Raw genomic sequence first — 23,551 nt, 5'->3', positions numbered from 1 at the left:
AACGTTATGTATTTTAATTCACAAAATGATAAAAACACGATATAAAATTGCATTTAATGTCATAAAAGTGCCCTAAGTCTATTAAAATATACATTTTTAAATCCAAAGTGGTATAGTGTAAATATAATATATTTTGGATATTTTCAAGATATAAATTTTTGGGGGCTTATTATGACTACTGTTCAAGAATTGACAGAGATTGTTGGTAACAACCATATCATCACCTCAGCCGCAAAATCATTGCGTTATCGCAAAGGTTATAGGAGTGGCCGCGGGGATGCATTAGCAGTTGTTCTACCAGGCAATTTGATGGAATTATGGCAGGTATTGAAAGTGCTCCATGCCCATAATATTATTATTATTATGCAGGCTTCTAACACGAGTTTAACAGAAGGTTCAATTCCAGCGCCAGGATATGATCGTGAGTGTGTTGTGGTTAACGGCACACGAATCAAGGGTGTCCAATTGATCAATAAAGGTCAAGAGGCCCTTGCTTTTCCAGGAACAACACTATTTAAACTGGAAAACGCACTAAAAGCAATTAACCGTGAACCACATTCTGTTATTGGTTCGTCTAATTTAGGCGCATCAGTGATTGGTGGTATTAACAACAATTCAGGTGGCGCTTTGATTCAGCGCGGCCCAGCATATACAGAGTTATCACTATTTGCTCAAATTGATGCCAATGATGAATTACATCTGGTCAACCATCTCGGAATTGATTTGGGTAATACACCAGAAGAGATGATTAATAATCTCGAAAACCGTAACTTTGATATTGATCATGTTAAACAAGACGGCAAACGAGTGGGTCATAATCGCGATTACGAGGCTCGTGTCCGTAATATTGGATCGCACACACCAACACGGTACAACGCTGACCCCAATGAACTATACGAAGTTTCAGGTTCGTCGGGTAAGTTGGCAGCATTCGCTGTCCGATTAGATACCTTTCCAAAAGAGGGCGCATCACAAGTATTTTATATCGGCACGAATGATCCTGGCGTATTAGAAAACCTACGTCGGCACATTTTATCTGAATTTAAAAATCTCCCTGTATCCGGCGAATATATGCATAAAGAAGCCTACGATTTGGCCAAAAAGTATGGGAAAGATTCGCTTTTGGTCATTGATACAATTGGCACTAATATGTTGCCTTATTTGTTTGGCATGAAGTCAACAGCAGAACGAATATTAGCTCACATTCCGACCTTTAAGCCCTATTTCCCCGATCGTGTGTTGCAACACTTGGGACAAGTATTTCCTAATCAGTTGCCAAAACGCATCGAAGAATACAATGAAAAATATGAACATTATTTGCAGTTGAAAATGGTTGGCGAAGGCATTGATGAAGCACGTCAGTATCTGAAAGAATTTTTCAAAACAGCATCTGGTGATTACCTAGAATGCACACCTTCAGAAGCAGATAGAGCTGCTACGCATCGTTATGTGACAGCTGGTGTCGCTATTCGTTACCAAGAAGTTTTTCAAAATAAGAAGTTGGATATTTTACCATTAGACATTGCTTTACCGCGTAATGAGTTTGATTGGTTTGAACACTTGCCAAAGGAAATTGAAGATAAGATTGAACATAAGTTATATTATGGCCATTTTCTTGATCACGTTATGCACCAAGACTATATTTTGAAGCCGGGCGTTGATCCACACGAACTCAAGTTAGAAATGTTGAAGTTACTTGACAAGCGTGGGGCAATTTATCCCGCTGAACATAACGTTGGGCACTTGTACCATGCTGCCTCAACGTTAGTGAGCCACTACAAGCGTAATGATCCAACCAATAGTTTCAATCCTGGTATTGGTTTAACAACTATGGAAAAGTATTGGGGTAATTATTAATAAAAAAATACCAAAAATGTTAATATACATTTTTGGTATTTTTTATTGACTTATTTATTTGTCATTTGATCAAAATCATCAACCATGTCTTTTGGACCAACGACAGATAAGATGTCTTTGTTGTGTATTTCATATTTTGAATCAGGTGCTACGATGACTTCGCCGTCATGACGTACGGCAATCACGTTTAATCCAAATTTTTTATGGATATTAAGTTCCGAAATCGTTTTCCCAGCAAAAGCTGGATTGACAATTTGTACTTCTGCCATGGAATAATCGTCGGACAGCTCAATAAAATTGAGCATATTTGGCGCTAATAATTTACGCCCGATACGTTCTCCCATTTCACGTTCAGGTTGAACAACTAGGTCGGCGCCGATTTTTGTGAGAACACGTAAGTGGGTGCGATTTTCTGCTTTGGCAATGACATTTTTAGCACCAAGATCTTTCGCGTTGATGGTTGCTAAAATGCTTGCTTGCATGTTATGTCCAATGGCAATTACAACATGATCAAAACTGGCAATATCTAATTTTCTTAAAACGTCATCTTCTTGTGCATCAGCAATGACAACTTGCGTTGCAATATCACGATAATCGTTAACATGTTCCTCGTTGATGTCAATGCCAAGTACGTCTTGACCATTTGCAATGAGCGTTTCAAGTAGTGCCCCACCAAAACGGCCGAGGCCAATGATAGCATATGTTTGACGCATAATGAGTTTCTCCTAAGTTTGGTATGATGTTGTGATTAGGTTAACCGATAATAACTGTTTCTTCTGGGTATTGATAAGGTGCGTGATCGGCGTGTACATTTAGAATTGAGAACATCACGGTGTAGACACCCACACGACCAATGAACATCGTTAACATGATAACACATTGTCCAAAAACATTTAAGTGTGGTGTGAGCCCAAGTGTCAATCCAGCTGTTGCGAAGGCGCTAACCACTTCAAAAATGATATATTCTAGCCCGTATTTGGAATCAGTGCCTTGTGTGAGCATGAGTAAAAACGACAGAACGCCTAAGAAAAGCAAGGAGACAAATATCAACAAAAGTGATCGTGAAATGTTTTCGTTGGTTAGCCGACGATGTGCAAAGGTAACGTCTTTTTTACCGCGCAAAGCAGCATGTGTTTTGAGTAGTAAAACGCCTAATGTTGTTGTTTTGATACCACCAGCTGTTGACCCTGGTGTACCGCCGATATACATCATCATAATGGTTAATAGGATTGTAGCCGGCGCCATTTGACTGAAACTAAATTGTGAAAAACCGGCTGTACGATAAGAAATTGACATAAACAAAGTGTTGGCAATGCGATTAAAGCCAGATAAATGTGATGCAATGGCTAAATTACTTTCAGTTAATTCAAACAATAACCAACCGCCAACAATGAGTGCCCCAGTCATCATAAGCGCGAGCTTTGAATGTAAAGTCAATTTATGGGAATGATGATACAGTAGGACATCACGCCAGACTAGAAATCCTAAGGAGCCGGCGATAATCAGGGCGGCAATAATGAGTAAAATCCAAGGCTGGTTGGCATATGCCATATCACCAGCTGGCAAAATAGAAAAACCAGCGTTACCAAATGCTGAAACAGCGTGAAAAACAGCATAGAATAGGCCACGTTTGATACCAAAATCATGGACGAAAAATGGGGTTAAGAGTATAGCGCCAACAATTTGAATAATAACTGATAATTTAATGACATAACCAAAGACAGCTCTGGTATCATAAAGGCTCTCTAAGCTGTAAACTTCCTGTACCATCATTTTATCGCGGAGATTCATTTTTCGGCGTGTTGCCGTAAATAATAGGACGGAAAATGACATAAATCCCAAAGCACCAATTTCAATCAGGCACATGATCACAATTTGTCCAAAAGTTGTCCAATGTGTTGCGGTATTAACAACTGTCAAACCCGTAACAGAGGCTGCTGAAGTCGCTGTGAATAGGGCATCCATGAATGAATGGCCCATGTCGCCATTATAGCTAAAAGGCAGCATGAGTAATAATGCGCCAACCGTAATGACGGATAAAAAACCTAACGTCAAACGTTGTGGCATAGAGAGTCGTGACAGAAATGTGCGTCGTTGAGATTGGTTATGAAATTTTTTCATCTCCGCTTCAGTAGGGAGTTCTATTTTCCGTGACATATTTTGTGTAATTTAACTTCCTTTATATCAAAAGTGAGGATTTAACCATTTTAACATGCTTTATTTCATTATACACGGTATAGAACTGTTGATTGATCTCACGGCACATAGTATGTCAATTTAAATCTCGAATATCAAGTGAGTTGATGCATAAACATTTGAAATTGATCGTCAATTTGCTGCTCTTTTAGTGTACCAGTCAATGCCATGATACTCATACCTTCAATGAGCAGCATGAAGCTATCAGCAAGTGTTTTTGTATTGTGATTTGTTATTTTATGTTGTTTGACACCAAGATCTAAAATGGATCTCACTGTTGCCTTTGTGGCATTCATTTGTTTTTGTTTTAAACTCGTATCACGAGCATCATGATGAGTAAAAGAATACTCATACATGGCGCGGAGTAGCGATGGGGCACCCTGTATATGATTGATTAGTCGACTTTTATGTTCACTGAGGTAGTCGCTGAGTAGGTCATCGAAAAGTGGTTCATTGATAACAGCTTTACGAATATCATCAAATTGGCGCACAGAACGCTGTGTTATCGTTGCAAAAAAAATATCATCAGTTGTATGAAAATATAGATAAATACCACCACGACTAATGCCGCAGGCATCAATAATATCTTGCATGGTCACATTCAGAAAGCCTTTTTCTGAAAAAACTTTTTGAGCGCCAATTAAAATTGCTGCTCTTTTTGTTTCACTTCGTTTGTTGGAAACATTTCTATTCATACACACACGCTTTCTAAATTTAATATGACACAGATGTCATTATGTAGTATAATTCATTTTATGAAATGACACAAGCGTCATTTTAAAGAAAGAGGGTTTGACTTCATGAATTTATCGATTCAAAAAGTAACAGGGGTTGCAATGTTAATTGCAATCAACATCATACTTGGAAAACTTAGTGTTGGGCCTGCATTTGCTGCTGTGAATTTTGGTTTTATCGCTTTAGTGTTAGCTGGCTACCTATATGGCGTCAAACTAACGATGTTGGCTGCCGTTTTAGCTAATTTGCTGACTTTTACGATTATGGGTAGTGGTGCTTTTTCATTCTGGTTTGTTATACCAGCGGCCTTGGCAGGAGCAACGTACGGTTTATTGTACCATCCATCTCTACTTCGTATTTTTATGGTTAATATTGTTGTTGTCGTAGGTATTAGTTTTTTGTTGAACACGAGCTTAATTGCCTATGTTTACCATTTAAATTATGAGTTGTTATTGACAACAAGAATATTTAAAATGATTGCTAGCCTTATTGTGCAAACGATAGTTACTTATGTATTATTGAAACACACGGCTATTATTAACTTAAAAAAACAACGATAGTAGCGGTATTGTAATACACAACTAAAAACTGCAGAAGCTCTAAGGTTATTGTCAACAATAACCCTGAGTTTCTGCAGTTTTTATTTTAGAATGTCTTGAATCACGCGAGCTAGTGAGATGGTTTTCATTTGGTTATACGCAGCGGATTCAATGTCACCATAAAATTGGTTTAATGTTTCTTGAATATGGCCACCCACTAAACAGTTTGGGTTTGTTTTGGGGTCAATGTTGAGTAGGGTATGTGGCATATTAATAGCGCAATAAACATCATAAATGCTAATATCATCCGGTGATTTGGCTAGTTGTGGTGTAGCGACACCTTGATGCGTTGTGAGTAGATTGGCCGATCTGAGATCAAGCATTAAATTACGTACAACACTAGCGTTTGCACCAATGCTAGCTGCAATCGATTTACTGGATAAATCCTGATGCTTTAATATTTCAATGTAAGCTAAAATGTGTATCGCATCACTTAATTTATATGAAAGTCCCATATTCCTATCCTATCAGTTGGTTATTCAAGCATTATAGCATAATTCAAGAAACAAAAAAGGCATCTAAATAATGATGCCCACTGATAACTTTAGCTGCGTGCTAGAATTTCTTTGAGTGCTTCAGGTAATGGTGTTAAATCTCGACCTAAAACATCAGGTAAGTCATTTGAAGGGACATCTAATGAGCCTTCGTCAATTGGTGATTGGAAAGAGGCAAACAAAGCAGCTAAGTCATGAGACAAATCGCTTTTTTCCAATGTGGCAATATAGTCATCTCGCGTTTCTTTTGTTACTGTAATTTGTTCTCCTGTCGCTTGCGTTAAAGCTAAGCCCAATGACTCATAATCATTGATAGACCCAGAGAATTCGTAAACAGTTTTTGGCGCATCACTGACAAGCACTTTAGCAGCAGCTTCCGCATATTCACGTTCCAAAGCCCAGCCGGCACGACCAGTTGCCCAATAAGATGTGGCATGTTGGTTAGCACCTGTAGTGATAAAGCCCATCTCATTTTCAAGATACCAATTATTTCTGAGTAGTGAATATGAAAGACCCGATTTTGATAAGGCTTTTTCAGTTGCTAAGTGGTCACTTGCTAGGGCACTAACTGATTGATCTGCATGAATGAAACTTGTGTAGGCTACAAAGGATACGTTGTTAGCTACCAAAGCATCAACGACATGTTGATGTTGTGTCTCACGTGGTACTGGGCCACCTGGTTGAGAAGAAATAAACAAGACGCGATCGACACCAGCTAGGGCGCGTGTCATTGCGTCGGTATCGTCGTAATCTGCTTGGCGGACATCAGCACCGGCAAATAATTCCTGTGCCTTTTCTAAGTTTCTAGCAATGACGACAATATCTTGAACGTCGACTAATTCTTGTAAATAATGGTAAGCTAATTGGCCAAAGTGACCTGTTGCAGCGGTAATTGCATATTTCATAGTGGTTTTTCCTTTTCTGTTTTCTATACAAGTATTATAGCACAACTTGTTGTTTATAAAACAACAAGTTGTAAAATGATGCGTGGTTTATTTTTTATTGACTTTTAGCCAACAATTCATCTATAGTTGATAGTAGATTAAATAAGGCATATAGCGTGTATCAAAGCTGAACGACCAAATATGGGAGATCAGTTTTTATTTTGGGTATCAAGGAGTTCATGTTATGAAAGAAAACACATCGTTAAAAATAACTTTAAATATTGTGGCAGTGGCCCTTGTGGCATTCTCGGGAATCATGGCGGAAACTGCAATGAATGTGACGTTTCCCGCTTTGTCGCATGAATTTCATACTAATCTGAATGCTATTCAATGGGTGACCACTGCTTATCTACTTGCTGTGACGGTCATGATAACAACCAGTTCGTATCTTATTAAACGCTATAGCAGCCGTCATCTTTGGCTTGCCAGTATTATCTTCTTCGTAATTGGGACATTAATCTGTGGGCTGTCATCCAATTTGACGTTCTTAATTTTAGGGCGCGTATTAGAAGGCATTGCTGCTGGTATTGCTATGCCATTAGTCTTTAATATTGTTGTGGCAACAGTACCAGCTGCTAAAATTGGCGCTTGGATGGGCATCGCCTCGATGATAATTAGCTTAGCCCCTTCATTCGGACCAACATATGGTGGTGCTTTGGCTGATACATTTGGCTGGCGATCAATCTTTTTTATTTTACTCATTGCGCCAACAATATCTTTGATTTTAGGTTGGAAAACAGTTTTTGCAATAGAGCGGCATGAAGTACAAGGCTCATTTGATGTGTTAGCCTTTTTATCATTGGCCATATTTTTAACAAGTTCGCTACTGTTAGTCAATAAATTAGAAAGTGGCAAGGTTGATTGGACATGGTTCATGATAGCAGTCGTCACACTCATTCTGTTTGTACTGCGGGGGACCACTTCCAAGGCTAATTTTCTAAATCTCAAGTTATTTACACATCCAAAATTCATCGCGTTATTGATACCTATTGCTTTTTACATGTTCATTTTACTTGGTTTAAATCTCATTATTCCAACGTATTTGCAGTATTTTTTACATGTTTCCAGTTTTTGGGCAGGATTTTCATTATTGCCAGGTGCATTAATTGGTGCACTCTTGGCACCAATTTTTGGTCGATTATACGATCTAAAGGGTGCCAAATTACCTCTGTACTTGGGAAATGCTATTTTTACAGTAATCATCATTATGATGACGCTCTGGATTCCGAGATTATCGCTACCGCTCATTATTACCCTTTACATTTTGTTTATTATTGGTCGCAACATGGCATATACAAGCGCACAAACTGCTGTTATTGTCGATGAAGATCCACTTGAAAAAGCTGATGCCATGGCTATTGTACAGACCTTACAAATGTTTATGGGTGCACTGGGCACAACTGTGGGTGCGCTTTTACAAGCAAAGTATGGTGCTGTTAATGGTTTGCAGCATTTTTCTTGGTTATCAGTGGTTTTGGCCATACTGATTTTTGGATTGTTTGCTGTTTACTTTTCTAGAAAACTTCAAGTTAAGCGCGTTTAAAAGAGATTAAATTGTATCAAGATTCTTATGGGTATTTAACGATTATGATCGTTCAATACATGTGCCTCATCTGGCAGGGCGGGCCTTTTCCTAAAAAAACGATATTAATATCAATATAGAAACAAGGTAAAATTAAGAAAAATAGGTGGATTGAGTTAACGTGATTGATTTATTGGGAATGATTGTCATATTTGCTGATGAGCTATTTGATGTGGATGATAAAAAACCTTTTAGCTTTAAATTTTGGTTATCTGTGATTGTGTGGCTCGTTTCTTTGGTCTTTTTAATGACAGCCATTATTTTTGCGCTGGCCCTATTACCCATGCTAAAATCAGACATATGGTGGGTCATTGCAATCGTAGATAGTCTACTCATCGTATTTTCTTTTTACACTGGCAAAAGAGTGATCTTATGGGCATATGCCATCATCAACAATATCAAGTCACATACTTAAAATAATAAAACCCGATAACTTAAACGCCGTAGACGGCTAAGTTATCGGGTTTTATGTCATGTTCATGCGATTAATTCGTCACACGCCTATCTGAAAATAAAGCAATAGGGGAACAAATCACTAACAGCAGGGCACAAATGAGATAGGTTTTACTAAAGGCTTGGCTCATTTGTGTATTTTTGTGTGCATTAATTTGATGTAATGCGTCTTGCAATTCATCTTTCTGTGCTAAAAGTTGAACTGCGGTTGATGTTTTGTTTTGACCCTGTTCGAGCGTAGTGCTACCATTTATGAGCGAGCCAATGAGTGTCATTACTTGTGGATTTGAAGCTGTCAAATGATGCGTTTTTTGAAGTGCTTCGGTTAATTGATTTGTACCTGCACTTAGTTTTTGTGTGGCGTCGTAGAGCTTTCTATAATCTGTATCTGCTGCAGGGATAGGAAGATGACTTTGATCTGAAGCAGCCGTTTTAAGTTTATGCGTGAGCTGTTTTTGTTTCGCCGCATAGTCCATGTTTTTACTGTCATCTTTTGAAAAGAGCGTTTTAATTTCGGTCGTTGCGACATGACGCGTATGGTCAGAAATGTTTTTACTGTTAACAACTGCAATCGCGGTGTCGCGTATATCATTTTTAGCTGTCGCAACATTGGCATTGAGTATGGTCACCAATACGGCAATCCCTAAACACATACCAATTTGACGTGCAGAATTAGCAATGCCAGATCCGGTACCGGTTTTTGCTTGTGGTAAATGCTTAACTGAGGATACGTAAGATACAGTGGAAAAACCAAATCCGGCACCACTAATAATCAAGAATACGATCATTACTGTTCGAGAAGTATCTGTGGTGATTAATGATAGCGTCAGAAAGCTCGCTGATATGAGTAATATACCAACAAAATTAACCGGATGAGCACCAATTTTATCAGCTAATCGTGTACCTAATGGCATGGCGACAACGATTACCAGAGATACTGGGATAATTGTTAATGCGGCATGCAGCGCAGTATAGTTTAAAACGTTTTGTAAATAATAATTAAAAATCACACTTGGGACAACTAAAGCAAAACCAGTGATCAAATAGACAATGCTTGAAGCTGTGAATGTTTTCTCACGAAACAGATTGAATTCAACGATAGGGGATGACACTTTGAGTTCAACAAAGATAAATAAGATGAGACCAACGATACCGGCACCAAAACTGGATAAGATTAGGGTTGAAGTCCAGCCGTATTCTCTGCCCTCTAATAGACCAAATGTCAAACCACCTAAGGTCAGTGTTAACATGAGCATACCCAGTATGTCGAATTTGCCGACTAAGGTGTCATCATAAGATTCCCTTGTAAAGATGAGTACAAGTAGGAAAGCAATCACACCAATTGGGACATTTAAGCCGAAAATCCAATGCCATGAGGTGTATTCAAGAATGATACCACCGGCAGCAGGCCCACTGGCAGCAGATAGCGCCGTAAACGCACCCACCACCGCAGCAATCTTAGAGATGTTTTGTTTTCCTAAGAGATTAATCCCTATGGGTAGAACAAGTGGGGTGATAATTGCTCCGCCAATGCCTTGGAAAAATCTAAACACGAGTAACATAGATAACGAGTTGGCGTACATACAAGCTGCAGAAAATAGGGTAAAGAAAGCCAATCCTAATAACATGATCTTTTTACGACCAAATTTGTCAGCGAGTTTAGTCGCCGAAATCATAAATACCGCCAGTGCTAAGGCATAAATTGTTGCCACCCAACTCGCACCAGATAAATTAGTGTTAAATTCGGTCATCAGTTTAGGTAAGGCGATGTTAACAATTGTGCTATCAAGCGTGCCCATAAACATGGCTATGATCAGACCTGAAAAACCTAATATTTTTCCTGTTTTACTCATGAAAACTCCCTGCCTTTTTGAATATCATTGTTCATTTCCTCCTTTTTGACAATTTATAAGTGCCATAATTTTTGTCACTTGTGTGACATCAGTGTATAGTGTACGCTAAATACAGTGAATGAAACGTGATGTGAATACTATTTTAACTAGTGACGCATTTTTCAAAATGTGTGTCGAGAGTCAAAGGAGAGTAACATGAAAAACAGAATAGCGGTACAAACTAAGGGTAGAATTAGGGATGCCTTGCTGACATTATTAAAAGAAGAACAGAATCTGGGGATGATAACCATAGCAGCATTGAGTGACCAGGCAGGTATTTCTCGTAGAACTTTTTATCGCTATTATGCATCTAAAGAAGAAATCTTGACAACTTATATCACCAGTTTGATCAATGAATACATTGTAGAATTGAAGCAAAGTCGTCCAGAAAAATTCGAAGATTTGGTCATTTTTTTCTTCAACTTTTGGACGCAGTATGCTGATGAATTATCTGTTTTTCAGCAAGCAGGATTATTTTCGATCATTGTGGAAACAAGCAACAAGGTGCTGCCTGATTTATATCTGACTGTTGGTGCACCATGGCAGATTGCATCAAAAAATCATCAAGATATTGTGTATGCAATAAGATATGGCATTGGCGGATTCTGGAATGTGTTGAGTCAATGGTTAGCATGTGATAGAGAAAATGTTAGTGTGCCAGAGTTGTCACGTATGTTGTTGAATGCTATGAATTCAGCTAGGGGATGATTGAAGGTAAAATGAGAAAAATGATTAAAATATTATTTATTAAATATTAAAGTTCGGTATTTTTTTTGATACTATTGATTTTAAAATTAAGAGTCGATTGAAGGAGAGAATATGTTAGTAAGTTTAGAAGCAGTGCATCAGGGACAAATACCGTCTGAAAAATGGCAAGTTGACGCATTAAATGCGGTTCGGAAAAGTTTGGAAACGCAAGGATTTCCTTGCGTTTTTGGCGTCAGTGGGTATCGAAAAAATACGCATTTCTTTTCATTTTTGGATTTCCCATACAGAATAGATGAACTGAAATTAGACATGGTATCATATTTGGAAAATATAAAGGACACTGTCAAGGACGTTAAGAAAACAGGAATAGCTGGTCTAATGATTATTTTTCAACCTATTTCGCCACGTATGTCAATAAATCAACGTCGCTTTTTAACATGGCAAACTCTTACGGAAATGAAAAAGAAGTATGAGCCAAATCAACCATTCAATCCAGAGAATGATGATTTTGCGTTTGAATTCTTAGGAGAAACTTGGTTTGTGAACTTTAGTAGCGAAGCCTACCAACATCGAAATTCACGTAAAATAGGCGTCTTTGCTGCATTGATTACACAGCCATTAAGTATGTCTGATGCGTATTTTGAACATAGTAATGTTAAAAAAGCTAAGGGCCAAAAGGCCGTCAGATTATTAGCAGAACGCTTTGATAAAATGCCAGTTCATCCAGGACTAGGACCTGTTATTGGGGAGTCGGAGAAACCATTTCCAATGAAGTTATCTTACTACGTTGGAGATAGAACCGAAGATCCTTCATTTGAACCATGGAAATATCAAAGTCTATCTGGGTTACCAATTTATATTGACGAACAATTACTGACGGATAGTCAACTAAAAAACGATGTTAGTGTGCTTCTGGAGTACAAAAAAGTAGAACTAATAAATATTAGTAAAGTCCCTGAATTCGATCATGATGTGTTAATAGTAAGTTCCCAAAAATTAATGCGTGCTCATGTACATTCGGTGGTGCTTGATGAAAATAGTGAGGAAAGTATTACTCATGTTAGTACTTTAATAGACGTGCTAGGGGCATTCGAGGAGAAAGTAATATGACGACTGCAAGTGTTGTTTTTTCTACTATTACAGGCAATACGGAGGCAATAGCGGATATTATTGTTGATCATTTACGTAATGCTAAAATTGTAGTAAAGAAAACAGAAATATCACAAACAGAGGTGAGTGATATACTAGCATCTGATATTATCGTAATTGCGCCATACACTTACGATTTAGGCGGTTTACCATGCTCCTATACTGAAATTCCGGACTACTTTCTTTCTAGGGCAGAATCCGAGATAATATCGTATAGGAGCTTTTATGAAAAAATATACCCCAGAATTTAAATCGTCAATTGTGACCTTGTACAACCAAGGTCGTTCGGCTAATTCATTGGCCAATGAATACCACTTAGCTGTCCAAACCGTCACGGGTTGGGTTAAAAAAGCTGAAGTCATTGGCATTGATGATCAGGGTCAACCAGTGACTCGCGCGCAATTCAATGCCTTACAAAAGGAAAATAATCGTCTCAAAGAAGAAAATGATATCCTAAAAGTAGCGGCCGTTTTGCTAGGCGAGCATCGCAAGTAACGCGTAAGACCCATCTGCCAGTCATTCAAACTCTTTTAAGCAAAGGTTTTAGGTTAGTCACGGTGTTAAAAGTATTAGTGATTCCCAAAAGCACTTATTTTGATTGGACGCATTATCACGAGTCGACTCGCCAACGTGAAGATACCATTTTAACAGATTTATTACTTGAAATTTGGCAGAAAAACTACCACGCCTATGGTGCACCACGCTTGAAAATTGCCTTAGCTAACTTACATTTACACCATGGCATCAAGCGTATTAGACGTTTAATGAAAGCAGCTGATATTTATTCTGTGATGGTCAAACGCTTTAAACAGCCAACAACAACAGTTGATTACAAACAACGACCAAATTTGATCAAACATCTCACGTCAGTGAATGCTTGGAGTATGGACATTACTTATTTAAAATCAACTGATGGGCAATGGGTGTATCTTGCGTCCGTTTTGGATCTAACTAGCCACAAAATTTTGGCTCATCAAATCAGTGCTACGATGGACACAAAGTTAGTGGTATCAACATTACAAAGGGCTTTATCGCAACACGCTAAACCAGATTATTTGCACACCGATATGGGCAGTCAATTTACCAGTTTTGGCTTTGAACAAGTATTACAACAACAAGCTATTGCGCATTCTTATTCAAAATTAGGGCATCCTTATGACAATGCTAAAATTGAAAGTTTTCACTCACTTTTAAAGCGAGAAATGATTTATCAATTCCGCTTTGCCTCGCTGGCACATTTAATTTTAGCTGTTTCAAACTATTTAGACTGGTACAATGACGAACGTATCAGTGTGGTCCATCGCAAAATGCAAGTCGCTTAACCGAACGGCCCTAGAGAAAAAAGAGTCCGAACTATTGACTTAGGAGCACCAGAAGAGGGTTTAGATTTCTATGAAGATATTGTAGACTATGATTTTTCTGGAAAAATTGTCGGTGTTGCAGGATCTGGTGAAGAATTCTACGGAGATGATTTTGGAAAAGCAGTTTTATTATTTGAAGAACAGCTCCGACAAGCAGGGGCTGTCATTGCAAGTCCAGGTGTTATCATTGATCTATTTCCTAACGAGGAAGATGACTTAAAAAAAATAAAGTCACTTGCTCAGGCACTTATTAACAAGGAAGGTGAAATCAATGGATAAAAAAGTCTCGCCTGTCCTATTACTAGCAATTTTGGCAATAGGCATACAAGGATTTGTTGACATTTTTTTAGGAACCGCTCTAAACGTCTCGTTCCATAACATTGCAAACGATTTCCACAAAAATTTAAGTACGGTTCAATGGTTAAGCAGTGGTGTCATGATTACGGCGACAATTACGACATTGATGGGGCCGTGGCTGACGCAACGTATTACGATTAAGCAACAATTTTTCATTATTAGCATCATTTCTATGATTGGTGTTATTTTAGATGCTGTTGCCACACAATTTGGTCTAATTTTAATCGGGCGCCTTTTTCAAGGGCTAGGCGGTGGATTGGGGATAACTTTAATGTTTAGCGTGATTTTCCAGCAGGTGCCACTTGCTAAAAGAGGCGCAATGATGGGATTGGGCGGACTATTAATTTCTTTTGCGCCCGTTTTAGGTCCAGCACTGAGTGGTTGGCTCAATGATCATTGGTCTTGGCATGCTGTATTTTGGCTTGTTTTGCCTCTACAAGTTATTGCGCTGATAGTTGGTAGTTTAACGATTAAACAAGTAGTTAGTACTACGCGTCCTTTTTTTGATGCACGTGGTTGGTTTATTTTAGTAGTATTCTTTATTACAGGTTTGGTTGGTATTGAACGCTTAATTTCATCAGGCGTTACATTGTATAATATTATTTTTATAGTGCTATTTTCTCTTTCTGGAGGTTTTTATTATTGGCATCAGCGTGTAATCAAAACGCCAATTATTAATATTGATGTCTTCCGACAAAACATTTTTACATTAGGCTTTATTGCAGCATTCGGGGCACAATTAGTATTATTAACTTATATTGCAACAACACCTTTACTGATACAAACCTTAACAGAAAGGACTGCGACATTTTCGGGATTAATTGTCCTCCCAGGTGCAATTGGTAATGCGGTAATGTCCTATATCGGCGGCATTTTGTATGACCGTTTTGGCATGCAATTACCCATAATGATAGGTACATTTTTATTACTCACTGGGACTGTTATGGGACTGCTATTTAATACAACGTTGTGGACCATTGTATTATCTATAACGCTGTATCAGTTTGGTGCTGGCTTTTGGTTTAGTACTAATATGACTGAGTCGGTTAGTCGACTTCCAGAAAATCTTCAAAGTACCGGAAACGCATTATTTAATATAGGGAACAACTATGCAGCTGCCATTGGTACAGCATTGGCCATTGGTATGTTAAATGTAGTTAATGTCAATAATATATATTATTTGAATGTTCTCAGGTTGGTTTTAATTGTGATCACTAGTATTTTAGTGTTTGCCAGTATGCGATTACAGCGTCAAAACTGAATAAAATAAACAGATTTATCTAGTGGGCTGTTGTTAAAAATTTCAACAACCCCAACAATTGTCCAGTAAATTAATTGAAACAATTAGATTGTAGCAAACATGATATAATATTCTTTAACGGAAATGCCACGAACAATGTGTGTTCGTGGCATTTTTAAAAATATTTTAGAAAGTAGAATTGCGTGAATTACAGCATAGTTCACGCTTTGGTAAAATATAATGACCGAATCAACACCAGTCATTGAAATGCAACATATTATCAAAAAATTTGGTGATTTTGCAGCCAATGATGACATTAACCTACAAGTCCAACAAGGTGAAATTCACGCGTTACTTGGTGAGAACGGTGCGGGAAAATCAACATTAATGAATATTCTAACAGGTTTGCTTCAGCCAACATCAGGAGAAATCCTGATTAATGGCAAAAAAGTGACGGTTGATTCACCATCAAAATCTGATGCACTCGGGATTGGTATGGTGCATCAACACTTCATGTTGATTGATGCCTTTACCGTAACAGAAAATATTATGTTAGGGTCAGAAATTACTAAGGGTTTGACTTTGGATACTAAAACAGCAGCACAAAAGATCAAACAATTATCTGAACAGTATGGGTTACAAGTCGACCCTTATGCTAAAATTTCAGATATTTCAGTTGGTCAACAACAGCGTGTTGAGATCCTAAAAACACTATATCGTGGCGCTGATATTTTGATATTTGATGAACCAACAGCTGTGTTGACACCACAGGAAATCGATGAGTTAATCACAATTTTCCACAATTTAGCCAAAGAAGGCAAATCAATTATTCTAATTACACATAAACTCGATGAAATTCGTGCTGCTGCGGATACGGTGACGGTCATTCGTGCCGGTAAGTCAATTGAGACCTTCCCAGTGGCAGGTGTATCGTCTCAGGAATTAGCTGACTTGATGGTCGGTCGTGAGGTACATTTTAAAACGGTTAAAGATACAGCTGAAGTTGGTAAAACCATTCTTAAAATAGATAAGATTGAAGTTCAAAATGCCCGTGGTGTTGCGGCTGTCAAAGATTTCTCCTTAGACGTTCAAGCGGGTGAGATCATCGGTATTGCCGGAATTGATGGTAATGGGCAAACAGAATTAATCCAAGGAATTACTGGACTAACGAAAGTGCAATCCGGGGCGGTACTGTTACATGGTAAAGATATGACGAATAAAACACCACGTCAAATTACTGAAACGGGTGTTGGGCATATCCCAGAAGATCGCTTACGTTTTGGCATGGAAGTCGATATGACTTTATCTGAAAACTTAGCATTGCAAACATACTACAAAACACCACTGTCAAAAGCTGGGGTGCTACAACCAGCTGAAATGGATAACTTAGCTCAAAAGTTAGTTAAAGAATTTGATGTGCGTTCAGCTGGTATCCAAGTGACTGCGGGCTCAATGTCTGGTGGTAATCAGCAAAAAGCAGTGATTGCACGTGAACTCAATCGTGATAATGACCTTATCATTGCTGCCCAACCCACACGTGGATTAGATGTTGGCGCTGTTGAATATATACATCAACGTCTTATTGCGCAACGAAATGCCGGCAAGGCAGTCTTGGTTGTCAGCTTTGAGTTAGATGAAATATTGAACTTATCAGATCGTATTGCTGTGATTAATGCCGGTCAAATTGTTGGCATTGTTAATGCAAAAGATACAAATAAACAAGAATTAGGGTTGTTAATGACAGGAATGAGTTTGACAGATGCACGCGCAGCACTTAAAGAAACGGTGAACGCCTCATGACAACACAAAAAAATTCGCTTTCAATTGCCCTATTTTCAGTTCTTTTTGGTCTTATTATTGGTGCCGTTATTATGTTGGTATTTGGTTATAATCCGATTGCGGGTTATATGGCACTACTTGGTTCAGCTTTTGGATCAATGCAAGATGTTGGTGGTGTTTTGACGCAAATGACGCCATTAATTTTAACAGCTTTGGGTTTCACAGTGGCTCAAACAGCTGGCTTCTTTAATATCGGGTTATCTGGTCAAGCCTTGGCTGGCTGGGTTGGTGCAATTTGGTATAGCCTTAGTTTCCCAAATATGCCAGCTTATCTCATGATTCCCAGCGCGCTGATTATAGGTGCAGGATTAGGTGCCTTAGCAGGTGCCATTCCAGGTTGGTTACGGGCACAATTTGGTGCCAGTGAAGTGATCGTCACCATTATGATGAATTATATTTTACTATTCTTAGGTAATAACATTTTACAAAACACGATGTCTAAAGGCATTAAAGAGTCTGCAGAGACCACAAAACAAGTGGGCGCCAATGCTTCTTTGCAAATGAAATGGTTAACTGATTTAACCCAAGGTTCTAGTATTTCGGCGGGTATTTTCATTTCATTAATGATGATCGTTGTGGTGTGGTTTATCATGACAAAAACGACACTTGGTTTTGAAATCCGTGCGGTTGGCTTGAACCCGGATGCAGCAAAGTACGCAGGTATGTCAGCTAAACGCAATGCCGTTGTTGCCATGGCTATTTCTGGTGGTTTGGCTGGTTTAGCCGGCACAATTGAAGGGCTAGGCAACTATTTGAATTTCTTCACTCAAAATGGGTCACCTTCCATTGGATTTGATGGTATGGCCGTTGCGCTATTAGGTGGCGGATCTTATCTCGGTATTCTTGGCGCTGCGGTGATTTTATCAGTGCTAAAAATTGGTGGTTTAGGCATGCCAATGTCTTCTGGGGTACCATTTGAATTAGTTGATATTGTGACTGCGTCGATTATTTTCTTTGTGGGTGCCAGCTATTTGATTAAGCTTATGCAAGCACGTATCAAAGCCATGGATGAAAAAGCCGCACAAACAACTAAAGCTAAAAAACAAGTCGCTATTGGTTCGGCAAACGACAGTAATCAGAAGGACGGTGAATAAATATGTCATTAATGGCGATGTTAGCACTTATTATTTCTAGTACATTAGTCTATTCTGCACCGTTAATTTTTACATCAATCGGGGGTACTTTTTCGGAACGTTCTGGCGTTGTTAACGTTGGTTTGGAAGGCATCATGGGCATCGGTGCTTTCGCATCAGTTGTTTTTAACTTAACATTTGCAGATACTTTAGGCGCTGCAACACCTTGGTTAGGATTACTAGCCGGTGCGGTTGTCGGATTATTGTTTTCATTACTGCACGCAGTTGCGACAGTCACATTACGTGCCGATCATATTATTTCGGGTACAGTGATTAACTTAATGGCACCAGCATTGGGTGTCTTCTTAATCAAAGTACTTTATGGTAAAGGCCAAACGGCACCAATTGCACAGGATTTTGGTTATACATCTGTACCTGGTTTGTCAAAAATTCCTTTCTTAGGACAATTATTTTTTGAAAAGACTTCTGGACCAGCATGGTTGGCAATATTTGTTGCAGTTATTTCATGGTATATCATTTTTAAAACAAAATTTGGTTTACGTCTAAGATCAGTTGGTGAAAACCCGCAAGCAGCTGACACACTTGGATTAAGCGTGGCACGGTTACGTTATTCAGGTGTGATGATTTCTGGTCTACTGGGTGGTGTTGGTGGTGCCGTTGTCGCACAATCGATTTCCTTGAACTATTCTGCTAGTACCATTGTCGGACAAGGATTTATGGCGATGGCGGCCATGATATTTGGTCGTTGGAATCCTATCGGGGCGCTATTTGCTTCACTTTTCTTCGGATTGTCACAATCATTAGCAGTGGTTGGTGCACAATTACCAGGATTGAACAATATACCATCTATATGGCTACAAATTGCACCGTATGTCTTCACAATTATCGTGCTTGTATTCTTCTTTGGTAAGACACGGGCGCCTAAGGCTGATGGTGTGAATTATATTAAGGCAGCTTAGTTGTTGGTATGTGAGTTAAAAGACGTTATATTTTTTAACAAAAAAATTGCAATAAGGCATGATGATTTTGATTTGTGAATCAAAACTATCGTGCCTTATTTTTTTAGTTTGATTCAGCGAAGTATACGATGTTAATTAATAATCTGTTTTTCCCTTAATTTCTGAATGAATTCTGAAATTTCAGATGTATCATAATAGGTATTTGAACAGAGAATAAGAAATGTGATCTTACGAGAACAGAACGTGGTATGTTCATTGCGTGTCTTACCTGTATAATTAGTTGAGGTGGTTACATGTATAAAATTTTAATTGTTGATGATGACTTAGAAATATTAAAACTAATGAAAACCGCATTAGAAATGAAAAATTATCGAGTTGATATTATGAATAAAGTTTCTGTTCCATTGCGCTTAACTGATTTTCAAGGATTTGATCTTATTTTGTTGGATATTATGATGCCTAATATAGAGGGAACAGATATTTGTCATGCGATCCGTAATCAAATTTCGACACCCATAATGTTTGTGAGTGCTAAAGATTCTGAAGAAGATATTATAAACGGTTTGAATGTCGGTGGAGATGATTATATGGTCAAACCGTTTAGTTTGAAACAACTTACAGCAAAGGTTGAAGCTCATTTAAAACGCGAAGAAAGAAAGAAAAAAGCTACTGATGAGTTCAATAACATTCGTAGAGATAGTGGTCCGGTTACATTTTATTTGGAAGAAAAACAAGTACTTATAAATGGTCAGATAGTTAGATTAACCAGTAGAGAATATTGGATTACCAACGATATTTGGCACAACGACTCTAATTTAGTTTAAAGTGTTTACGCACGCAACTGTGTTTCAAATGTCATGGGTGCTAAATAATTAAGCGACCCATGCATACGACGACGATTATACCAGCTTTCAATGTATTCAAACAACGACAACTTAGCTGCCGTTAAGTTGCGATAATGCTCATGATGTACTAACTCTTTTTTCAACGTCGCATGAAATGATTCGATGACGGCATTATCGTATGGCACATCAGGTCGGCTATAGGAATGCCGGATGTTTAATGCTGTTAGGGTCTCTTCATAGCTTTGAGATAAGAACTGTGATCCTTGATCTGTATGCAAAATAACTGGGGCTGGGCGATTGTTCAGTGCCTTTTTTAATGCCTGTAATGTTAATTCAGTGGTCATCTTACTGCCATAGGCCCAACCAATAATCGCACGTGAATGCAAATCCATGACTGATGCCAGATAGGTCCAACCATCATGCACCGTGTGAATATAGGTCATATCAGTTGTCCAAATGTGATTTAGGGTATCAGTCTTGAAATTCTGATTCACAAGGTTAGGTCGGTTTTGACGTCCTATGCTAGGTTGCGTCGCGCGCCATTTCTTGATGATGTTGGATTGAATGCCCAAAGTTTTCATTAACCCACTGACACGACGGTCACTGAAGTTCATGTGATGAACGGTGTTAATTTGACGGGTGATTTTGATGACTCCATAACGTTTTTTGGCAGCCTGAAAAACACGTTGAATTTCAGTTTTAAGCCAGTCATTTGTTTGTTCATGCTTTGTCGGCACTTTGTCCCGATCATTGTAAACCGTACGCCGAGGGATATTCAGTACACGACTGGCCCGAGACACGGGTAAGTTAGCGTCATTAATTAGCTTGACCAACTCATTTTTGCTAACTACTTTCTTTTCGACAAGAGGGTCAAAGCTTTTTTAAGATATCATTATCCGCGCGCAATTCAGCCATGTCATGTTGCATGGCCAGGATGTCTTTTGGTGACAGATTTTGTATGGTGTCGGTTCTATCTGCGGCCAGCCAGTTTGAGATGGTTGCCGTACTGACCCCATAATCTTGTGAAATTGAAGCGAGGGTGTGATGATCTGATTGCGCCAGTGCAATAATCATTTGTTTGAAATCGTTATCGTATTTTTTAGACATTGGTGTTAGTCTAAAAACATGGACACGGTTTCTACTACGATATAATAGACGTAGGAGAATAACCCATGACGCAAAAATTTACCCCTGAATTTCAACAATCAATCATTGATCTTTATCATGCTGGCACGTCTGCTAGTCAATTGGCCAAAGATTATGGTGTGTCTGTCGCAACGATTTACAAATGGACCAATAAAAGTCACACTGCCCCCTCAAAATCCTATACAGACGACGATATCAAAAGGCTTGAGAAACGTGCCTTGAAAGCTGAATCAGAGGTTGATATCTTAAAAAAAGCCTTAGCCATCTTCGGAAGAATCGACAAATAAAAACGTCCGATTTAGTCCAATTCATTCAAGATGGCGGGTTTGAAGTCAAATTATCGACAACCTTGTTAGGTATTGCACGGTCAACTTTCGACAGTTTAGTTAGTGCTACCCCTTCGCAACGCAGGATTGAAACACAATCCATCACGCAAGCGATTGATCAACTTTATCATGACGCTAACGGTATCTATGGTGCACCTAAAATTCAATTTCTACTCAAACAAGACTACGATTTAACCGTTGGTATTAAACGCGTGCAGCGGATTATGGCTGCACATGGTTGGCGATCAATTACCGTTAAAAAATATCGTCCGGCAAGCAATCATGAGGTTGTTTTCGACCGCTCCAATCTATTGAATCAAGACTTCAAGACGACAAGTATGAATCAAAAATGGTTAGCTGATATGACCTATGTTTATACCATTAAAGAAGGTTGGACTTACTTAGCCAGTGTCATGGATCTTTGGAGTCGACGCATTATTGGTTACGCGTATGCCACTAAAATGGATGCTAATCTGGTGATTAAAGCGCTGAATAACGCGACATTGAATCGCCAGATTAAAGGGGAACCGATTATTGTGCATACCGATTTAGGGAGTCAATATACAAGTTTTGCTTTTGAAAACAAATTACATGAGTTGGGATTGATCCAATTCGTACAGTCGTAAAGGGACACCCTACGACAATGCCGGGATTGGGTCATTTCATGCCACGCTTAAGAAAGAAGAAGTTTATGTGAGTAGTTATCAGACGGCTAAACAAGCCAAAATGCAATTATTCCAATACATTAAAGGTTGGTATAATCGTCAACGTATTCATGGTGCGATTGGGTATTTAACCCCAGTGGCCTTTGAACAACAATAGCAAATAAAAGTAGCATGCGTGTCCGATTTATTGACGTAGATCCACATAGCGTTTGCGCCTTAAGTTTAATTATAGAGCCTGTGCCAAAAATTGACTATAGTCCAATAGTCCAATAAAGAGTATAATTAATATTATTGAATTTCTATGGAGATATATATGGAAAATATAATAATCAAAAAAATAGACCTTTTAATCAAGCTGCGTACTATACACAAAATCAATAAGGAAAATTCTATTCTATATCAGGAAAAAATAGATAAAAATTTACGTTTTATTAGAAAGTTGTATAAAACTAGAGAAAAATATGCTAACGATGTTGAATACTACAATCACCGTAAGAAAGAATTTTTAAAATCAAAATATATAGCAAATAAATTTAAGTATTTCGGTAGAGAAGCACATTATAAAATTTATACCCAGTTAATTTTATTATTTGCTTTTGTCTATTTAGGACATTTCCTTTTAGGTAAGTCTTTACTGATGTTTCTGAGTATGGGGACGAATGATATAGATTCAATAAATAGAAATATGAGTTCATATTTATTCATTACTTTAAGTTTATCCATTGTGATAGCTATATTCTTTTATCCAAAAATCCGTGATGTAATCAGTAATAATAGAAAAAGAACAGAATTTAACGAAAAGACAAAAAATAGTATTAACAAAGTAGACGCTATTATAGATGAAAAAGAAAAGTATCTACAGAATATTAATCCAAAAATTGAAGATGCTGAAAATAAAGTTAAAGTAATCAATCAAGAAATTGTGAACATAATTGATGAGAACGTTAATTGCTCCTAAGTCAATAGTTCGGACTGTTTTTTCTCTAGGGCTGTTCAGTTAAGCGGCTTGCTTGTCGCGATGCACGACACTGATGCGTTCGTCATTGTACCAATCTAAATAATTTGAAACAGCCAAAATTAAATGTGCTAGCGAGGCAAAGCGGAATTGAT

The 23,551-nt window shown here is 38.2% G+C and carries 24 protein-coding genes and 3 pseudogenes; 18 read left to right on the top strand and 9 right to left on the bottom strand.

The annotated features are described in order from the left end of the window. The first annotated feature begins 171 nt into the window (after nucleotides 1-171). A complete protein-coding gene (gene dld, locus JOD28_RS08170) occupies nucleotides 172-1,857 on the top strand; it encodes a D-lactate dehydrogenase (RefSeq protein ID WP_204770333.1) in 1,686 nt (561 codons plus the stop codon). Between the two features lie 50 nt (nucleotides 1,858-1,907). Here dld and JOD28_RS08165 read toward each other — a convergent pair whose 3' ends face one another. The 3 genes from JOD28_RS08165 to JOD28_RS08155 all read right to left on the bottom strand — a co-directional run bounded on the left by JOD28_RS08165 (nucleotide 1,908) and on the right by JOD28_RS08155 (nucleotide 4,748). Beyond that, nucleotides 1,908-2,570 carry a potassium channel family protein gene (locus JOD28_RS08165; RefSeq protein ID WP_013103341.1) on the bottom strand — a complete coding sequence of 221 codons (663 nt, stop codon included), beginning with the start codon at nucleotides 2,568-2,570 and terminating at the stop codon, nucleotides 1,908-1,910. Nucleotides 2,571-2,610: 40 nt separating this feature from the next. Next, nucleotides 2,611-4,014, bottom strand: a complete 1,404-nt coding sequence (locus JOD28_RS08160; protein ID WP_204770332.1) for a TrkH family potassium uptake protein — start codon at nucleotides 4,012-4,014, stop codon at nucleotides 2,611-2,613. A gap of 134 nt (nucleotides 4,015-4,148) precedes the next feature. Continuing rightward, nucleotides 4,149-4,748 carry a TetR/AcrR family transcriptional regulator gene (locus JOD28_RS08155; RefSeq protein WP_204770331.1) on the bottom strand — a complete coding sequence of 200 codons (600 nt, stop codon included), beginning with the start codon at nucleotides 4,746-4,748 and terminating at the stop codon, nucleotides 4,149-4,151. A gap of 105 nt (nucleotides 4,749-4,853) precedes the next feature. Here JOD28_RS08155 and JOD28_RS08150 point away from each other — a divergent pair, with 105 nt between their 5' ends. Further along, the gene (locus JOD28_RS08150) at nucleotides 4,854-5,348 is read left to right on the top strand and encodes a folate family ECF transporter S component (RefSeq protein ID WP_204770330.1); all 495 of its coding nucleotides are present in this window, start codon (nucleotides 4,854-4,856) and stop codon (nucleotides 5,346-5,348) included. 80 nt (nucleotides 5,349-5,428) lie between these two features. On the opposite strand, the gene JOD28_RS08145 is transcribed toward JOD28_RS08150, so the two are convergent. Both JOD28_RS08145 and JOD28_RS08140 read right to left on the bottom strand, forming a co-directional pair. Continuing rightward, nucleotides 5,429-5,842 (bottom strand): Rrf2 family transcriptional regulator, encoded by a 414-nt coding sequence (locus JOD28_RS08145; protein ID WP_204770329.1) that lies wholly within the window; start codon nucleotides 5,840-5,842, stop codon nucleotides 5,429-5,431. Between the two features lie 89 nt (nucleotides 5,843-5,931). After that, nucleotides 5,932-6,786, bottom strand: coding sequence for an NAD(P)H-binding protein (locus tag JOD28_RS08140; protein ID WP_204770328.1), 855 nt, complete (start codon nucleotides 6,784-6,786; stop codon nucleotides 5,932-5,934). A 223-nt stretch (nucleotides 6,787-7,009) separates the two neighbouring features. Between JOD28_RS08140 and JOD28_RS08135 the strand changes: the two genes are divergently transcribed. Together JOD28_RS08135 and JOD28_RS08130 are read left to right on the top strand one after the other, a co-directional pair. Further along, nucleotides 7,010-8,368 (top strand): MFS transporter, encoded by a 1,359-nt coding sequence (locus JOD28_RS08135; RefSeq protein WP_204770327.1) that lies wholly within the window; start codon nucleotides 7,010-7,012, stop codon nucleotides 8,366-8,368. A 160-nt stretch (nucleotides 8,369-8,528) separates the two neighbouring features. Next, nucleotides 8,529-8,822: a hypothetical protein gene (locus JOD28_RS08130; protein WP_204770326.1), complete on the top strand. Its 294-nt coding sequence runs from the start codon at nucleotides 8,529-8,531 to the stop codon at nucleotides 8,820-8,822. A 70-nt stretch (nucleotides 8,823-8,892) separates the two neighbouring features. Here the strand turns inward: JOD28_RS08130 and JOD28_RS08125 are convergent, their stop codons facing one another. Next, a complete protein-coding gene (locus tag JOD28_RS08125) occupies nucleotides 8,893-10,713 on the bottom strand; it encodes an MFS transporter (RefSeq protein ID WP_204770325.1) in 1,821 nt (606 codons plus the stop codon). A gap of 195 nt (nucleotides 10,714-10,908) precedes the next feature. Between JOD28_RS08125 and JOD28_RS08120 the strand changes: the two genes are divergently transcribed. The 10 genes and pseudogenes from JOD28_RS08120 to JOD28_RS08075 form a co-directional block, all read left to right on the top strand. Further along, nucleotides 10,909-11,460 carry a TetR/AcrR family transcriptional regulator gene (locus JOD28_RS08120; protein ID WP_204770324.1) on the top strand — a complete coding sequence of 184 codons (552 nt, stop codon included), beginning with the start codon at nucleotides 10,909-10,911 and terminating at the stop codon, nucleotides 11,458-11,460. Nucleotides 11,461-11,571: 111 nt separating this feature from the next. Further along, nucleotides 11,572-12,570 carry a YqcI/YcgG family protein gene (locus tag JOD28_RS08115; protein WP_204770323.1) on the top strand — a complete coding sequence of 333 codons (999 nt, stop codon included), beginning with the start codon at nucleotides 11,572-11,574 and terminating at the stop codon, nucleotides 12,568-12,570. After that, nucleotides 12,567-12,860, top strand: coding sequence for a flavodoxin domain-containing protein (locus tag JOD28_RS08110; protein ID WP_204770322.1), 294 nt, complete (start codon nucleotides 12,567-12,569; stop codon nucleotides 12,858-12,860). Before JOD28_RS08115 ends, JOD28_RS08110 begins: the two co-directional genes overlap by 4 nt. Beyond that, the gene (locus tag JOD28_RS08105; protein WP_204770321.1) at nucleotides 12,835-13,104 is read left to right on the top strand and encodes a transposase; all 270 of its coding nucleotides are present in this window, start codon (nucleotides 12,835-12,837) and stop codon (nucleotides 13,102-13,104) included. The genes JOD28_RS08110 and JOD28_RS08105 overlap by 26 nt, the downstream gene beginning before the upstream one ends. 14 nt (nucleotides 13,105-13,118) lie before the next feature. Next, a complete protein-coding gene (locus tag JOD28_RS08100; protein ID WP_204770358.1) occupies nucleotides 13,119-13,931 on the top strand; it encodes an IS3 family transposase in 813 nt (270 codons plus the stop codon). A gap of 310 nt (nucleotides 13,932-14,241) precedes the next feature. Further along, nucleotides 14,242-15,588: an MFS transporter gene (locus tag JOD28_RS08095; RefSeq protein ID WP_204770320.1), complete on the top strand. Its 1,347-nt coding sequence runs from the start codon at nucleotides 14,242-14,244 to the stop codon at nucleotides 15,586-15,588. A 219-nt stretch (nucleotides 15,589-15,807) separates the two neighbouring features. Further along, nucleotides 15,808-17,367, top strand: coding sequence for an ABC transporter ATP-binding protein (locus JOD28_RS08090; protein ID WP_204770319.1), 1,560 nt, complete (start codon nucleotides 15,808-15,810; stop codon nucleotides 17,365-17,367). Continuing rightward, complete coding sequence (locus JOD28_RS08085; RefSeq protein WP_204770318.1) at nucleotides 17,364-18,500, top strand: ABC transporter permease; 1,137 nt, start codon at nucleotides 17,364-17,366, stop codon at nucleotides 18,498-18,500. Before JOD28_RS08090 ends, JOD28_RS08085 begins: the two co-directional genes overlap by 4 nt. Nucleotides 18,501-18,502: 2 nt before the next feature. Beyond that, nucleotides 18,503-19,459 (top strand): ABC transporter permease, encoded by a 957-nt coding sequence (locus JOD28_RS08080; RefSeq protein ID WP_013103354.1) that lies wholly within the window; start codon nucleotides 18,503-18,505, stop codon nucleotides 19,457-19,459. A 293-nt stretch (nucleotides 19,460-19,752) separates the two neighbouring features. Further along, a pseudogene (locus JOD28_RS08075) lies at nucleotides 19,753-20,238 on the top strand (response regulator transcription factor); the annotation flags it as partial. A 50-nt stretch (nucleotides 20,239-20,288) separates the two neighbouring features. Here JOD28_RS08075 and JOD28_RS08070 read toward each other — a convergent pair. Beyond that, nucleotides 20,289-21,143 (bottom strand): annotated as a pseudogene (locus tag JOD28_RS08070) (IS3 family transposase); the annotation flags it as partial. Nucleotides 21,144-21,174: 31 nt separating this feature from the next. Continuing rightward, entirely contained in the window at nucleotides 21,175-21,411 is a 237-nt protein-coding gene (locus JOD28_RS08065; protein ID WP_204770315.1) for a transposase, read from the bottom strand. A 65-nt stretch (nucleotides 21,412-21,476) separates the two neighbouring features. Between JOD28_RS08065 and JOD28_RS08060 the strand changes: the two genes are divergently transcribed. The 4 genes and pseudogenes from JOD28_RS08060 to JOD28_RS08045 all read left to right on the top strand — a co-directional run bounded on the left by JOD28_RS08060 (nucleotide 21,477) and on the right by JOD28_RS08045 (nucleotide 23,399). After that, nucleotides 21,477-21,737 (top strand): transposase, encoded by a 261-nt coding sequence (locus tag JOD28_RS08060; protein WP_204770314.1) that lies wholly within the window; start codon nucleotides 21,477-21,479, stop codon nucleotides 21,735-21,737. Continuing rightward, the gene (locus tag JOD28_RS08055; RefSeq protein WP_259650406.1) at nucleotides 21,734-22,402 is read left to right on the top strand and encodes an IS3 family transposase; all 669 of its coding nucleotides are present in this window, start codon (nucleotides 21,734-21,736) and stop codon (nucleotides 22,400-22,402) included. Before JOD28_RS08060 ends, JOD28_RS08055 begins: the two co-directional genes overlap by 4 nt. Beyond that, nucleotides 22,389-22,598 (top strand): annotated as a pseudogene (locus JOD28_RS08050) (integrase core domain-containing protein); the annotation flags it as partial. The gene JOD28_RS08055 and the pseudogene JOD28_RS08050, both read left to right, overlap by 14 nt. 156 nt (nucleotides 22,599-22,754) lie before the next feature. Then, on the top strand, nucleotides 22,755-23,399 hold the full coding sequence (locus tag JOD28_RS08045) for a hypothetical protein (protein WP_204770312.1): 645 nt from the start codon (nucleotides 22,755-22,757) through the stop codon (nucleotides 23,397-23,399). A 39-nt stretch (nucleotides 23,400-23,438) separates the two neighbouring features. Here the strand turns inward: JOD28_RS08045 and JOD28_RS09915 are convergent. Further along, nucleotides 23,439-23,551 (bottom strand): IS3 family transposase (locus JOD28_RS09915; protein WP_204770357.1); only part of this gene is annotated, 113 nt, incomplete at its 5' end.

Origin of the sequence: Leuconostoc rapi, assembly GCF_016908715.1 — a bacterium.
GTDB classification, from domain to species: domain Bacteria; phylum Bacillota; class Bacilli; order Lactobacillales; family Lactobacillaceae; genus Leuconostoc; species Leuconostoc rapi.
Note: the sequence above shows the minus strand (reverse complement) of the source record. Positions and strands in the feature narration are given on the sequence as shown.